The sequence below is a fragment of the Streptomyces sp. NPDC034085 genome, from assembly GCF_055575555.1.
In genome coordinates, this window is the sequence record NZ_JBVISL010000004.1 from 218,259 (window position 1) to 231,600 (window position 13,342).

General features: G+C 74.4%; 12 protein-coding genes. 7 read left to right on the forward strand and 5 right to left on the reverse strand.

Features of this window, described 5'->3' with window-relative positions; all coding sequences use genetic code 11:
* Positions 1 to 6 precede the first annotated feature (6 nt).
* From ACZ501_RS15805 to ACZ501_RS15820, 4 genes are all read left to right on the forward strand, one after another.
* A complete protein-coding gene (locus ACZ501_RS15805; RefSeq protein WP_361610263.1) occupies positions 7 to 429 on the forward strand; it encodes a universal stress protein in 423 nt (140 codons plus the stop codon).
* Between the two features lie 506 nt (positions 430 to 935).
* Positions 936 to 2,432 carry an FUSC family protein gene (locus ACZ501_RS15810; RefSeq protein WP_468796604.1) on the forward strand — a complete coding sequence of 499 codons (1,497 nt, stop codon included), beginning with the start codon at positions 936 to 938 and terminating at the stop codon, positions 2,430 to 2,432.
* Positions 2,433 to 2,665: 233 nt separating this feature from the next.
* A complete protein-coding gene (locus ACZ501_RS15815; RefSeq protein ID WP_468795826.1) occupies positions 2,666 to 3,805 on the forward strand; it encodes a nitric oxide synthase oxygenase in 1,140 nt (379 codons plus the stop codon).
* Positions 3,806 to 3,864: 59 nt separating this feature from the next.
* A complete protein-coding gene (locus ACZ501_RS15820) occupies positions 3,865 to 4,965 on the forward strand; it encodes a lactonase family protein (protein ID WP_468796607.1) in 1,101 nt (366 codons plus the stop codon).
* Positions 4,966 to 5,025: 60 nt separating this feature from the next.
* Here ACZ501_RS15820 and ACZ501_RS15825 read toward each other — a convergent pair whose 3' ends face one another.
* The 3 genes from ACZ501_RS15825 to ACZ501_RS15835 all read right to left on the reverse strand — a co-directional run bounded on the left by ACZ501_RS15825 (position 5,026) and on the right by ACZ501_RS15835 (position 7,874).
* Positions 5,026 to 5,946 carry a sirohydrochlorin chelatase gene (locus ACZ501_RS15825; protein ID WP_468795829.1) on the reverse strand — a complete coding sequence of 307 codons (921 nt, stop codon included), beginning with the start codon at positions 5,944 to 5,946 and terminating at the stop codon, positions 5,026 to 5,028.
* Between the two features lie 110 nt (positions 5,947 to 6,056).
* The gene (locus tag ACZ501_RS15830; protein ID WP_361604582.1) at positions 6,057 to 6,743 is read right to left on the reverse strand and encodes a uracil-DNA glycosylase; all 687 of its coding nucleotides are present in this window, start codon (positions 6,741 to 6,743) and stop codon (positions 6,057 to 6,059) included.
* Between the two features lie 42 nt (positions 6,744 to 6,785).
* Complete coding sequence (locus tag ACZ501_RS15835) at positions 6,786 to 7,874, reverse strand: WD40/YVTN/BNR-like repeat-containing protein (protein WP_361604585.1); 1,089 nt, start codon at positions 7,872 to 7,874, stop codon at positions 6,786 to 6,788.
* Between the two features lie 216 nt (positions 7,875 to 8,090).
* Between ACZ501_RS15835 and ACZ501_RS15840 the strand changes: the two genes are divergently transcribed.
* Both ACZ501_RS15840 and ACZ501_RS15845 read left to right on the forward strand, forming a co-directional pair.
* On the forward strand, positions 8,091 to 9,191 hold the full coding sequence (locus tag ACZ501_RS15840) for an NADH:flavin oxidoreductase/NADH oxidase (protein WP_468795832.1): 1,101 nt from the start codon (positions 8,091 to 8,093) through the stop codon (positions 9,189 to 9,191).
* A 124-nt stretch (positions 9,192 to 9,315) separates the two neighbouring features.
* A complete protein-coding gene (locus ACZ501_RS15845; protein WP_468795835.1) occupies positions 9,316 to 9,669 on the forward strand; it encodes an ArsR/SmtB family transcription factor in 354 nt (117 codons plus the stop codon).
* Between the two features lie 19 nt (positions 9,670 to 9,688).
* Here the strand turns inward: ACZ501_RS15845 and ACZ501_RS15850 are convergent, their stop codons facing one another.
* The gene (locus ACZ501_RS15850; RefSeq protein WP_468795838.1) at positions 9,689 to 11,047 is read right to left on the reverse strand and encodes an FAD-dependent oxidoreductase; all 1,359 of its coding nucleotides are present in this window, start codon (positions 11,045 to 11,047) and stop codon (positions 9,689 to 9,691) included.
* Positions 11,048 to 11,100: 53 nt separating this feature from the next.
* On the reverse strand, positions 11,101 to 11,757 hold the full coding sequence (locus ACZ501_RS15855) for a DUF305 domain-containing protein (RefSeq protein WP_468795841.1): 657 nt from the start codon (positions 11,755 to 11,757) through the stop codon (positions 11,101 to 11,103).
* Positions 11,758 to 11,833: 76 nt separating this feature from the next.
* Here ACZ501_RS15855 and ACZ501_RS15860 point away from each other — a divergent pair, with 76 nt between their 5' ends.
* Complete coding sequence (locus tag ACZ501_RS15860; protein ID WP_361604600.1) at positions 11,834 to 13,321, forward strand: LVIVD repeat-containing protein; 1,488 nt, start codon at positions 11,834 to 11,836, stop codon at positions 13,319 to 13,321.
* Positions 13,322 to 13,342 lie beyond the last annotated feature (21 nt).

A 13,342-nucleotide genomic window follows, 5' to 3' on the forward strand; every position in this document is an offset into this window, starting at 1 on the left:
GTCCGGATGTCCGTGGTCCTCGGGTACGACGAGTCCCCCGGCGCCGAGCGGGCGCTGCGGGTGGCGCTGGAGGTGGCCACCGCCTTCGGAGAACCGCTGATCCTCGTCTACGGGGCCGCCGCTCCCGGACCCACGGGGGAGGAGTACCGCGCCCACCGGGAGGCCGTCCTCCAGGCCGGCCGCACCGCCCTCGCCCGGGCCGTCGACGCCGCCGACGAGGCGGGGGTCCCCTCGGCGGTCGAGGTGGTGGACGACAAGCCCGCCCAGGCCCTGCTCGCCGCCGCCGAACGCCACCACGCCCGGGTCATCATCGTGGGCAGCTGGGGTGACAGCCCGATCCGGGGCGCCCTGCTCGGCTCCACCCCGCACAAGCTCCTGCACCTCTCGCCGGTCCCCGTCCTGTGCGTGCCGACCGAAAACACCCCCTGACTCCCGCCGCCCCCGGCCCCCACAGCCGGGCGAGCGCGCCCCGCGCGTCGCGGTACACCGGCCGCGCAGCCCCCGGCGGACGCGGTCCCGCCCTCGGTGAGGACCGCGTACGCCGTGAGGCGGGGCGAACCCGTCTCGTCCCGCACCCTTCCATCGTCGGCGCCGCGGCGCCCGCCCGCACGGCGGCGGGCGGGCGCGTCCGTACCGCTCCCGCCCGGAGCGGCGGTCGCCGCCCGGCCCGGTCCGTTGGCCTTCCAGTGGCCGGAAATGATGCTTTCCGGCTGGGCCAACGGCCCAGCGTGACGTACCTCGCTTGAGCCATTGCCCCCGCAGATGCTTATCTGTGTCATATCCATGTACTTTCGGCGCCGCGCAGCGCCGGACGGCGACGAGGCCGGTCCGGAGCGCGGTGCCTTCGCCGTGCGCGACCGCCGCCCACCACCCCCGGGCGGACGCCGGGCCGGCGTGCAGCATCGCGAGGGGGGCGGCACACCGCCGTGAAGAGGATGTTCGTGGCTCCGGACCCGGGGCGCACCAGACTGCGGAACTCGCTCCGCGCGGTGATCGGCACCGGACTCGCCGTCGCCGTCGCCGAACTGGCGGGACTCTCGCTCACCGCCTCCATCACCGGCGGACTCGCGGCGCTGCTCGCGCTCTTCACCGTCCTGGACGCGGACGTCCGCGCCCAGCGGGCGACCACGGCCCTGCTGCCCGCCGCCGGCTTCCCCGTCCTGGCGCTGGCCACCGGACTGCACGGGATCCCGGCCGCCCGCGACGCGGCCTTCCTCGCCGTCGTCTTCGCCGGGGTGTACGCACGCCGCTGGGGGCCGCGCGGGCACGCCCTCGGCATCTTCGGCTTCATGATGTTCTTCGTCACCCAGTTCCTGCACGCCGTGCCCGCCCAGCTGCCCGAGCTGTTCGCCGCCGTCGGCCTCGCGCTGCTGTCGGCCGGGACGGTGCGGTTCCTGCTGTGGCCCATCGAGCGCCGCACCCCGCCCACCCCCGCGCCGCCGCAGCTGCCCGGCACCGGCCTGGCCCGGCCCACCACCCGCCAGGCCTTCCAGGCGACCGCCGCCTGCGCCTTCGCCCTCGCCATCGGCCAGGTGCTGTCCGAGGACCGCTGGTACTGGGCCGTCGGCACCGCCTGGTGGATCTTCGTCAACACCGCCTCGCGCGGGGAGACCCTGGTCCGCGGCTTCCGCCGGGTCCTGGGCACCGTCCTCGGCATCGCCGCCGGGCTGCTGATCGCCGTACCGCTGCACGGAGCGCCCGCGCCCACCGCGGCCCTCGTCGCCGTCTGCGTCTTCGGCATCTTCTACACGGCGGCCCCCTCCTACTCCTGGATGATGTTCTTCGTCACCGTCATGGCCGGGCTGCTCTACGGGCTCCTGGGCGTGCTGCACCCCGGGCTGCTGCTCCTGCGCTTCGAGGAGACGGCGGTCGGCGCGCTCGGCGCCGCCCTCGCCGTGGTGCTGATCCTCCCCGTGACCACCCACGGCGCCAACGACGCCTGGATCCAGCGTGTCCTGCACTGCGTACGGGCCGCGACCGCCGCCTCCCTCGACCGCCTCGCCGGAGACCCCGGGGCCGACCCCGCCCCGCACGCCGCCGAACTGGAACTCCTGCTGGGCCGCGCGCGGATCGCCCTCGCGCCGCTCGTCCACCCGCTGAGCCCGCTGCGCGCCCGCAAGGCCCGGGCCCGGCAGGTCATGGCGCTGCTCGACGACTGCGCCCGCCAGGTGCGCGGGCTCGCGGCCGTCGCCGCCGACCCGCAGGCCTCCCACGACGCCCGGCTCGCCGCCGCCTGCTGGAGGGTGGAGGCGGCCGTCGAGGCGCTGACCGCCCCCGGGGAGGCCCCGGAGCCCGCCGCGCCGCACACCGCGCCCCAGCTCCCGGGTGCCGAACCCGCCCTGGCCCACTTGCACGGCCTGGAGCAGGCCCTCGTCGCCCTGGCCACCCCGCTGCGCACGGACCCGAGGTCCCCGCTGGTGATCACCGCCTGATCCCGCGCGGGCGGTCCCGCCGCCGGCCCGGCCTCAACCCCGGGAATGCCGCGGATGATACGTCCGTGCGGGCTCTCACCGCAGGCCGATGCGTCAAGATCACTCGGAGGAGTGTTCCGGGCGCTCAAGCGGCTCCGGGCTGACCTGCCCCGTGTACAACGGGTGAGCGCTCATTGCACATTCATCCGGCACGTACAGGGTGGATCTGGTCGGACAGGGGGTAACGGCCCGGGATGGAAATCCAGCAGAAGCACGCGAGCACCGCTCAGGTGGGGGAGGAAGCCGAGGAGTTCGTCCGGCTCTTCCACCGCGAGAACCCGCAGGCCGGTGATCCGCGGCCGCGGCTCGCCGCCGTGCGGGCCGAGCTGGCGGAGACCGGCACCTACCGCCACACCCCGCAGGAGCTGGCCCACGGGGCCCGCGTGGCCTGGCGCAACAGCAACCGCTGCATAGGCCGGCTCTACTGGAACTCGCTGCGGGTCCGCGACCGGCGCGGGCTGACCGCGGGCGAGGACATCGCGGCCGAGTGCTTCGAGCACCTGCGCGAGGCGACCAACGGCGGACGGATCCGGCCCACCATCACGGTCTTCGCCCCCGACGTGCCCGGCCGGCCGGGCCCGCTGATCTGGAGCGAACAGCTGGTGCGCTACGCCGGCTACGGGGACCACCACTCCATAACGGTGGGCGACGCCCGCAACGCGCCGCTCACCGAGGCCCTGCTCGGCCTGGGCTGGCCGGGCGGGGCGGGTACCCCCTTCGACCTGCTGCCGCTGGTCGTGCAGGGCGTCGACGACAAGCCCCGCTGGTTCGAGACCCCCGCCGACGCCGTGCTGGAGGTCCCCATCCGGCACCCCGACGGGCGCGACGACTGGAGCGACTGGGGCCTGCGCTGGCACGCGGTGCCCGCCATCTCCAACATGTGCCTGGAGATCGGCGGCCTCCACTACCCGGCCGCGCCCTTCAACGGCTGGTACATGGGCACCGAGATCGGCGCCCGCAACCTCGCCGACACCGACCGCTACAACCTCCTGCCGGCCGTCGCCCGCAGACTCGGCCTGGACACCTCCAGCGACCGCTCGCTGTGGAAGGACCGGGCACTGGTGGAGCTCAACCGGGCGGTGCTGGACTCCTTCGACCGCGCCGGGGTCACCATCGCCGACCACCACACCGAGTCCCGCCGGTTCCTCTCGCACCTGGAGCGCGAAGAGCGCAAGGGCCGTGAGGTGGGCGCGGACTGGTCCTGGATCGTCCCCCCGATCTCGGGGTCCGCCACCCCGGTCTTCCACCGCACCTACGACGACCGTCCGAGCTCCACGGCCTACGTCCACCACGACGGCGCGCGGGAACGCGCCGAGGGACGGGACTTGGTCTAGACCTTCTGTTACGGTCGCCCCGACGGAGCGCAACGGCGGAAGGGCGACCTGTGGACGACGTGAACGGCGCACGCGGCGGGACCGGTACGGAGGATGCGGCGCGCGACGACCGGTACCTGGCCTACATCGGCTCCTTCACCTCGGGGGGCGGCCGCGGCATCACCACCGCCGCCGTGGACCCCGCCACCGGGGCGCTGACCCCGCTCGCGGTGACCGCCACCCCCGAGAACCCCTCGTGCCTCGCGCTCGGCCCGGACGGCCGCGTGCTCTACGCGGTCAGCGAGACCGAACGGGGCGCCGCGCTCGCCTTCCGCACCGGATCCGGGGAGCTGGAACCGCTCGGGAGCCCCGTTCCGGTCGGGGCCTGCGGTCCCACCCACCTCAGCACGGCCGGCGGCAGGCTGCTGACCGCCAACTACACCTCCGGCAGCGTCAGCAGCCTGCCGCTCGCCGACGGCGGGGGCCTCCTCGGGCCCGCTGCCGTCCTCGTCCACCGGGGCGGCGGCCCGGACCCGGAGCGGCAGGAGGGCCCGCACGCCCACCAGGTCCGGCCCGACCCGAGCGGCCGCTGGGTGCTGAGCGTCGACCTGGGAACCGACTCCGTCCGGGTCTGCGCCGCCGACCCGGACACCGGGGAACTGCGCGTGCACGCCGAGACCGTGCTCCGGGCCGGCTCCGGGCCCCGCCACCTCGCCTTCCACCCCGACGGCGACGTGGCGTACGTCCTGCACGAGCTGGAGCCGCAGATGACCGTCTGCCGCTGGAACGCGGCTGCCGGGGAGCTGGAGCCGGTGTCCGAGGTTCCGGTCGCCCCGGAGGGCGCTCCGGGCGCTCCGCGGGCCTATCCCTCGGTGGTCGCCGTGTCGCCCGACGGGCGCTTCGTCTGGGCCGCGGTCCGCGGCACCGACACCCTGGCCACCTTCTCGCTCGCCGACGGAGCCGAGAAGCCGCAGGCCACTGACGTGACGGAGTGCGGGGGCAGTTGGCCGCGCGATCTCGTCGCCGAGCCCTCGGGACGCCGGCTGTACGTGGCCAACGAGTGGTCCGGGGACGTCACCTGGTTCGAGGTGGACCGGCGGACCGGGCACCCGCGCCGGGCCGGCTCGGTGGCCGTCCCCGCCGCCGCCTGCGTGGTGTTCGCCCGGGAAACCACCCGGTGACGCGGCGGGGGCCCGCCCGGAACGGATTCCGGACGGGCCCCCGCCATCATGTCCGCGCGCCTACTGGGCGGCGGCGCCCAGCTGGATCCCCAGGGCGGCGCTGTACTGCGCGACGGCCAGCTTGCCGAGCGCCGGGTAGGCCCCGAGCACCTCGGCCGCGGTGCAGTCGGCCTCCTTGCAGGCGGTGTCCAGCAGGCCGTCGGCCGCTTCCGGCCCGATCAGGTACGGGGCCAGCGCGAGCTGGACCGACCCGGAACCGCGCAGCTCGGCGGCGACCGCCGCCACGGAGCCCTCCTGGTCCAGCGCGGCGGCGATGACCGGCACCGCGAGCCGGGCGGCCAGCAGCATGCCGGTGATCCCGGCCGCCTGGACGGCCTCCTCGCCGCCGGTGGTGGCCAGGATGATGCCGTCGGCGGCGGTGGCCACGGTGAACAGCCGCGCCCGGTCGGCGCGGGCCAGGCCGGCCTCCGAGAGCCGCACGTGCAGGCCCTCGGCGAGCAGCGGGTGCGGGCCCAGCACGTCGGCCAGCTCGGCGGCGGCCGAGGAGTCCATCAGGGCCTGGCGCGCCCGGCGCAGCAGGTCGCCGTCGGGACCGGCCAGCAGGGGCACGACCACGGCGTCGGGGCCGATCGGCGCGGGCACGTCGAGTCCGGCGGCGCGGGCGAACTCCGCACGCGCGGTGCGCTCCTGCGCGACGGCGGTCAGCACACCGGACAGCGAGGGGAACTCGCTGTCCCCGCCGTCCGCACCCTCGAGGTAGCCGATGCGGGCGTCCAGGCCCGGCAGCTCGGAGCGGCCGATGCTGATGACCTCTTCGGCGAGCCCCCGCGAGGCGGCCGAGGGGGCACCGGGCACGGCGAGCACCAGCGCGGGAGCGCCCTCGGGCGCCACCGCGGGCTCGGGTCGGCGGTGCCGCCCGGTCTGGCGGGGTCGCGGCATTCGTACGGGCAGGCCATTCGCGGGCCCAGTGGGGGAGCTCATGGCGCCGCATGCTACTGGCTTATCGGAACCACGTGTTCGGGCAGGGCCCGCTCGGGTGGCATCTGTCCGTATTTATCCAGTGAATGTCGTAGCTGAATGTCATATATGTTTCAACTGACTGTGGGCAGGCGCCAGTCGACGGGCTGCGCTCCCTGGCTGACCAGCAGCTCGTTCGTCCGGCTGAACGGCCTGGAGCCGAAGAAGCCGCGGTCGGCGGACATGGGGGAGGGGTGGACGGACTCCACGGCGGGCAGGTCGCCCAGCAGCGGTCGCAGGCGGCGGGCGTCGCTGCCCCACAGGACGGACACCAGCGGCTTGCCGCGCGCGGCGAGGGCGCGGATCGCCTGCTCGGTGACCGCCTCCCAGCCCTTGCCCCGGTGGGCGTTGGGCTTGCGCGGGGCCGTGGTGAGCGAGCGGTTCAGCAGCAGCACGCCCTGCCGGGTCCACGGGGTCAGGTCGCCGTTCAGCGGCCGGCCCGTCCCCATGTCCGCGTGCATCTCGCGGAAGATGTTGTCCAGGCTGGGCGGCCAGGGGCTCACCTCGGGAGCCACCGAGAAGGACAGGCCCATCGCGTGCCCCGGGGTCGGATAGGGGTCCTGTCCGACGATCAGTACCTTCACCTCGTCGAAGGGCTGCTGGAACGCGCGCAGGACGTTCGCCCCCGCGGGGACGTACGTCCTCCCGGCCGCGATCTCGGCGCGCAGGAAGTCCCCCATCGCGGCGATCTGCCCCGCCACCGGCTCCAGAGCCCGGGCCCAGCCCGGCTCGACGATCTCGTTCAACGGTCGTGCTGCCATGGGTGATCACTCTACTGGCCCACACCGACAGCGGGTCCACGCTCAGCGCAGAACGGCCGCCCGGACGCACAGGACGTCCGGCAGGTGCTCCGCCAGCAGCTGCCAGCTGTCGCCGTCGTCGTGGCTGGCGTACAGCTCGCCGTTGCGGTTGCCGAAGTAGATGCCCGCCGGGTCGGCGTCGTCCGTACACAGGGCGTCGCGCAGGACCGTGCCGTAGTGGTCGCCGGCCGGCAGTCCCTTCGCGAGGGGCTCCCAGGTGGCGCCCGCGTCCCGGGTGCGGAAGACCCGGCAGCGGTGCTGCGCCGGGACGCGGTCGGAGTCGGCGTTGAGCGGGAAGACGTAGGCGGTGTCCGGTCGGTGCGGGTGGGCGGCCACCGCGAAGCCGAAGTCGGAGGGCAGTCCGGTGCCGATGTCGGTCCACTCGGCGCCCGCGTCGTCGCTGCGGTAGACCCCCCAGTGGTTCTGGAGGTAGAGCCGGGCGGGGTCTCCGGCGTCCTGGGCGATCTTGTGGACGCACTGGCCGAACTCCGGGTCCGGATCCGGCAGGAACACCGCCGAGACCCCGCGGTTGGACGGCTCCCAGCTCGCCCCGCCGTCCCGGGTGCGGAACACCCCGGCGGTGGAGACCGCCACCGTCACGGCGGCCGGGTCGGCCGGGTCGGTGATCACGGTGTGCAGGCCCTCCCCGCCGCCGCCCGGGACCCACTGCGAGCGGGTCGGGTGCTCCCACAGCGGCCGGACCAGCTCGAAGGACTCGCCCCGGTCGGCCGAGCGGAACAGCGCGGCCGGCTCCGTCCCCGCGTAGACCACGTCCGGGGCCTCCGGGCCGGCCGGGTGCAGCTGCCAGACCCGCTCCAGCGAGGCGCCGGTGTCCTGGGGGAACTTCACGGCGGGCGCGGCGGGCTCGCGCCAGGTCGCGCCGAGGTCGTCGGAGCTGAAGACGGACGGCCCCCAGTGCGAGCTGTCCCCGCCGACCAGCAGCCGGGGCGCCGGCCCCCGGACGTCGACGGCCACCGCCGAGACGGCCTGGGCGTTGAAGTGCGGTCCGTCGAACTCCCAGGGGCCGCCGGCCCGGCGGCGGCCGATGAAGAGGCCCTTGCGGGTCCCCGCGAGCAGTACCACGTCGGTCATGGCCGACACCTCCGGACGTCGTTGTCCTTCACGGCAGCGTTCCAGCCAGTCTGCACCCGTCCGCCGACGGCGGTCCCGCAGGCCGGGCCGCCGGACACCCGTTCGACGCCGATCGGTAGTACGAGAGATCTCGTAGTACGGGGATTTTCGTAGTACGGTGTTTCTCGTACTTAGCGCCGCCCCCGGTGCGTGCCCCGGTGACATCTGGAGAGACCCATGAGTGCTGCCCCCGCCGCCTTCGCCGCCCTTTTCCAGCCCTACACCCTGCGTTCGGTCACCATCCCGAACCGCGTCTGGATGGCGCCGATGTGCCAGTACAGCGCCGAGGCCTCCGGCCCCCACGCCGGCGTGGCCCTGGACTGGCACTTCGCGCACTACGCGGCCCGCGCCACCGGCGGCACCGGGCTGATCATCCAGGAGGTCACCGCCGTCTCGCCGGAGGGCCGGATCACCCCCTACGACCTCGGCATCTGGAACGACACGCAGGTCGAGGCCCTCCGCAGGATCACCGCCTTCGTCAAGTCCCAGGGCGCCGTCCCCGGCATCCAGATCGGTCATGCCGGGCGCAAGGCCTCCACCGACCGCCCCTGGAAGGGCGGGGGGCCCGTCGGCCCCGAGGCGCACGGCTGGCAGACCGTCGCCCCGAGCGCCGTGCCGTTCGACGAGGGGCACCCGGTGCCGCACGAGCTGACGGCCGAGCGGATCCGCGAGATCACCGGCCAGTTCGCGGCCGCCGCCGAGCGCGCCGCCGCGGCCGGCTACGAGGTCCTCGAGATCCACGGCGCCCACGGCTACCTCATCGGGGAGTTCCTCTCCCCGCACAGCAACAAGCGCACCGACTCCTACGGCGGATCCTTCGAGAACCGCACCCGCTTCGCCCTCGAGGTCGTCGACGCCGTACGGGCCGCGTGGCCCGAGGAACTCCCGCTGCTCTTCCGGATCTCCGCCACCGACTGGCTGGAGGAGGGCGGCTGGACCGCCGACGACACCGTCCGGCTGGCCGGACTGCTCCAGGAGCACGGAGTGGACGTCCTGGACGTCTCCACCGGCGGCCTCGCCCCGCACGTGAAGATCCCGGCCGGCCCCGGCTACCAGGTGCCCTTCGCCGCCCGCGTCAAGGCGGAGACCACCCTGCCGGTCTCCGTGGTGGGCCTGATCACCGAGCCGGAGCAGGCCGAGAAGATCCTGGCCAATGGCGAGGCGGACGCCGTCGTCCTCGGCCGCGAGCTGCTGCGCGACCCGTACTGGGCCCGCCGCGCGGCCACCGAGCTGGGCGCGGAGGTCCGGATGCCCGACCCGTACCACCGCGCCTGGTGATCCCGGGGGCGGTGCGGCCCGGCCCCCGGCTCCGCGCCGCACCCCCGGCCCTTCCTACGACGCTCCTCGTACGATGGGAGCCGCAGCCCAGCCGGGGCGAGCCGACGACCGAGCGGAGCAGGACATGACGGAACGCGACACGGCCCGTGTCCTCGCCCACCCGGGGCCGGACGAGATCCGGCTGGAGGGCGTGCTGCACGCGCTCTCCGACCCGGTGCGGCTGTCCATCGTCCGCGACCTCGCCGCCACGGAAGCCGAACTGGCCTGCTCCGACTTCGACCTGCCCGTCACCAAGTCCACGACCACCCACCACTTCCGCGTCCTGCGCGAGAGCGGCGTCGTACGCCAGACCTACCGCGGCACGGCCAAGATGAACGGCCTGCGCCGCGAGGACCTCCAGTCCCGCTTCCCCGGCCTCCTGGACAGCATCCTGACGGCCGCCACCGCCGAGGAGGGCCGGCCCGGGGCGACGGCCTGAGGCCGGCTCCCCGACCGGCCTACGCGAGGCCCGCCGCCGCGCGGAGGCCCGCCCAGTCGGGGATCTTCACCGAGCGACGGCCCAGGGAGCGGCCCAGGTCCGCCTCGGCGGCCTCGATGGACAGCCAGCCCGGCCATCCCACCGGGCGCAGGCCGGCCGCGCGCAGCGCGTCCAGTGGGTCGGCGGGCAGCTCGCGCCGTGCCAGTGCGCCCGCGTCCTGGAGCAGCGAGGACACCGTCTCCTTGGCGCACGGCCGGTTGGTGCCGATCACCCCGGTCGGCCCGCGCTTGATCCAGCCCGCCACGTACTCGCCCACCGACGCCCGGCCCTCGCGCACCACCCGGCCCGCCGCGTGCGGCACGGTCCCGGTGGCCGCGTCGAAGGGCAGCCCCGGCAGCGGCACGCCCAGGTACCCCACCGAGCGCAGCACGAGCTGCGCCTCGACGTCCTCGTACGCACCGGTTCCGGTCACCCCGCCCCGGCCGTCCGGGGCGGTCCGCTCGAAGCGCACCCCCCGCACCCGGCCGTCGGAGCCGCCCAGCACCTCCACCGGCCTCAGGTAGAAGCGCAGCAGGATCTCCCGGGTCCCGCCGGCCGCGTCCGGGCCGGAGCCGGCCCAGCCGCGCAGCACCTCGAGGTTGCGCCGGGCCGCGGCCGGCAGCGCCGCCGCCGCGCCCTGATCCGCGTACGCCGGGTCGAGGGCCAGCTCGGCGGGCTCCACCCGGGTGGCGACCCCGGGCAGCGTGCCCAGTTCGCGCAGTTCCTTGGTGGTGAACTTCGCCTGCGACGGCCCGCGGCGGGCCACCATCCGCACCGCCCGCACCCCGCTGTCCGCCAGCGCGCCGAGGGCCGGCTGGGGCATGTCGGTCGGTTCCAGCTCGGGAACGCCCCGCGCCAGCATCCGCGTCACGTCGACCGCGACGTTGCCCGCGCCGACCACCACCGCCGAGCGCACACCGCCCAGGTCGAAGGCGCCTGCGTCCGGGTGGCCGCTGTACCAGGACACGAAGGCCGTCGCGGAGTGCACCCCGGCGAGTTCCTCGCCGGGGATGCCGAGCATCCGGTCGCGGGCGGCGCCGACGCAGTACACCACCGCGTGGTACAGCTCGAGCAGCCGCGCGGTCGGCAGCCCCTCACCGCCGACCTCCAGGTTCCCCAGGAAGCGGATCCGGTCGTCCTCCAGCACCGAGCGGAGGTTTCCGGTCAGCGACTTGATCTTCTCGTGGTCGGGGGCCACCCCGTACCGCACGAGGCCGTACGGCGCCGGCAGCCGGTCCAGAACGTCGACCCGCACGCCCGGGACCTCCCGCTGCTGCACCAGGGACTGGGCGGCGTAGACCCCGCTGGGGCCCGAACCGACGACGGCGACACGAAGCACGGCGGTACTCCTCCCGCAGGTGTCTCCCAGCATGCCACCGGGCCCCGGACCCGTCAGCCCAGGGCGCGCATCCGCTGTACCTCGGCGCTCTGGGTGGCCACCACCTCGTTCGCCATCTCCTCCACGGCGACGTTGTTGCCCTGGGCCAGCGCCTCCCCGGCCATCGTGAGGGCCCCTTCGTGGTGGGCGGTCATCAGCCTGAGGAAGAGCCGGTCGAAGTCCGCCCCCTTGGCGGCGGTCAGCTCCGCCAGCTGCTGCTCCGTCGCCATGCCGGGCATCGCGCCGTGCTCGTGGGCCCCTCCGCCCGCGCCCGGCGCCGGGTACCGGGAGAGCCACTTCTCCATCGCCCCGATCTCGGGCCCCTGCGCGGCCGCGATCCGCTCGGCGAGCCGCCGGACCCCCTCCGCGGAGGCCCGGTCGGGGGCGAGGGCGCTCATCGTGAGGGCCTGCCGGTGGTGTTCGACCATCCGCCGCACGTAGGCGCGGTCGGCCGCGTTGGGGGTGTCGTCGGGGCGTTCCCGCGCGGCCTGTTCGGGGGAGAGGGTGCGGGCCGGGCCGCCCGGTTTGCCCGGCGCCACCACCACCGGAGCGCCGTCGCCCGCGGCCCGTGCGCCGCCGTCGTCGTCCTGGCAGCCGGTGAGTGCGAGGAGGAGGCCGGCGGCCAGCGCCGCCCCCAGGAATCGGCCGAGTAACGCGTTTGCCATGTCCATGAAAAGCACGATACTGCCGGGGTCCAGGTTCCGTTCCCACGAGGAGCGGAACGTACGGGCCCCCACGGGAGGCACAGTGACCTTGCCCCACAGCGTCGGAGTGCGCCGCCGGAGTACGGGGGCGGCCCTGGCCGCCGCCGGACTCCTCACCACCCTCCTGGCCGCCGCCACACCGGCGGCCGCCACCCCAGACCCGGGCGACCTGACACCGGGCGCGGGCTCCCGGCAGAGCGCCGGCCCCGCGCAGGACCGCGTACTCGCCCCGGGGGAGATCCCCGGCCAGGACGAGGTCGTGCACAGCGCCAACATCAAGCCCCTGGCCAACGTCCCCAGCACCAACCCGGCCGGGATCAACTCCGACCTGGCGTTCCAGGGCGACTACGCCTACGCCGGCAACTACGACGGCTTCACGATCTACGACATCGCCAACCCCCGGTCGCCGAAGGTCGTCACCCAGGTCCTGTGCCCGGGCGGCCAGAACGACGTCTCGGTCTCCGGCGACCTGCTCTTCCTCTCCACCGACTCCTCCCGCAGCGACGACTCCTGCAACAGCGTCTCGCAGCCCGCGACGGAGAAGTCCTCGTGGGAGGGGATCAAGATCTTCGACATCAAGGACAAGCGGAACCCCAAGTACATCAAGTCCGTCGAGACCGCCTGCGGGTCCCACACCCACACCCTGGTCCCCGGCGGCCGCGACATCTACCTCTACGTCTCCTCGTACTCGCCCAACGAGGCCTTCCCGGACTGCAAGCCGCCGCACGACGGCATCTCCGTGGTCAAGGTCCCCAAGAAGGCCCCGACCCAGGCCGCCGTCGTCGCCTTCCCGGTGCTCTTCCCGGACGGCGGCAACCCGGGCGCGCCGGCCAACCCCGGGGTCTCCAAGACCACCGGCTGCCACGACATCACCGTGCTGCCGTCCAAGAACCTGGCCGCCGGCGCCTGCATGGGCGACGGCATCCTCTTCGACATCAGCGAGCCGGAGCAGCCGAGGGTCATCGACCGCGTGCAGGACAACGTCAACTTCGCGTTCTGGCACTCGGCGACCTTCAACGAGCGGGCGAACAAGGTGGTGTTCACCGACGAGCTCGGCGGCGGTGGCGGCGCCACCTGCAACGAGGCCACCGGCCCCGACCGGGGCGCCGACGGGATCTACGACATCACCGGCCGCGGCGACCAGCGCAAGCTTGTCTTCAGGGGCTACTTCAAGATCCCGCGCCACCAGGCCGACACCGAGAACTGCGTCGCCCACAACGGCTCGCTGATCCCGGTCGGCGGCGGCCGCGACATCATGGTCCAGGCCTGGTACCAGGGCGGCGTCTCCGTGTGGGACTTCACCGACTCCGCGGCCCCCAAGGAGATCGGCTACTTCGAGCGCGGCCCGCTGACCACCGACAAGCTGGGCCTCGGCGGTTCGTGGTCGGCGTACTACTACAACGGGCACATCTACTCGAACGACATCGTCAAGGGCCTCGACGTGCTGCGGCTCGACGACTGGCGCACCGAGAGCGCCAAGTGGGTGTGGATGGACCGGCTCAACGTCCAGAGCCAGCCCGCGTACCACTGAAGCGGCACCTGATCGCCCCGG

Excerpts from the sequence above, each read along its gene's own strand:
- ACZ501_RS15805 (WP_361610263.1), top strand. The coding sequence starts at position 7 with ATGTCCGTGGTCCTCGGGTACGACGAGTCCCCCGGCGCCGAGCGGGCG.
- ACZ501_RS15810 (WP_468796604.1), top strand. The coding sequence starts at position 936 with ATGTTCGTGGCTCCGGACCCGGGGCGCACCAGACTGCGGAACTCGCTC.
- ACZ501_RS15815 (WP_468795826.1), top strand. The coding sequence starts at position 2,666 with ATGGAAATCCAGCAGAAGCACGCGAGCACCGCTCAGGTGGGGGAGGAA.
- ACZ501_RS15825 (WP_468795829.1), bottom strand. The coding sequence starts at position 5,946 with ATGAGCTCCCCCACTGGGCCCGCGAATGGCCTGCCCGTACGAATGCCG.
- ACZ501_RS15830 (WP_361604582.1), bottom strand. The coding sequence starts at position 6,743 with ATGGCAGCACGACCGTTGAACGAGATCGTCGAGCCGGGCTGGGCCCGG.
- ACZ501_RS15835 (WP_361604585.1), bottom strand. The coding sequence starts at position 7,874 with ATGACCGACGTGGTACTGCTCGCGGGGACCCGCAAGGGCCTCTTCATC.
- ACZ501_RS15840 (WP_468795832.1), top strand. The coding sequence starts at position 8,091 with ATGAGTGCTGCCCCCGCCGCCTTCGCCGCCCTTTTCCAGCCCTACACC.
- ACZ501_RS15845 (WP_468795835.1), top strand. The coding sequence starts at position 9,316 with ATGACGGAACGCGACACGGCCCGTGTCCTCGCCCACCCGGGGCCGGAC.
- ACZ501_RS15855 (WP_468795841.1), bottom strand. The coding sequence starts at position 11,757 with ATGGACATGGCAAACGCGTTACTCGGCCGATTCCTGGGGGCGGCGCTG.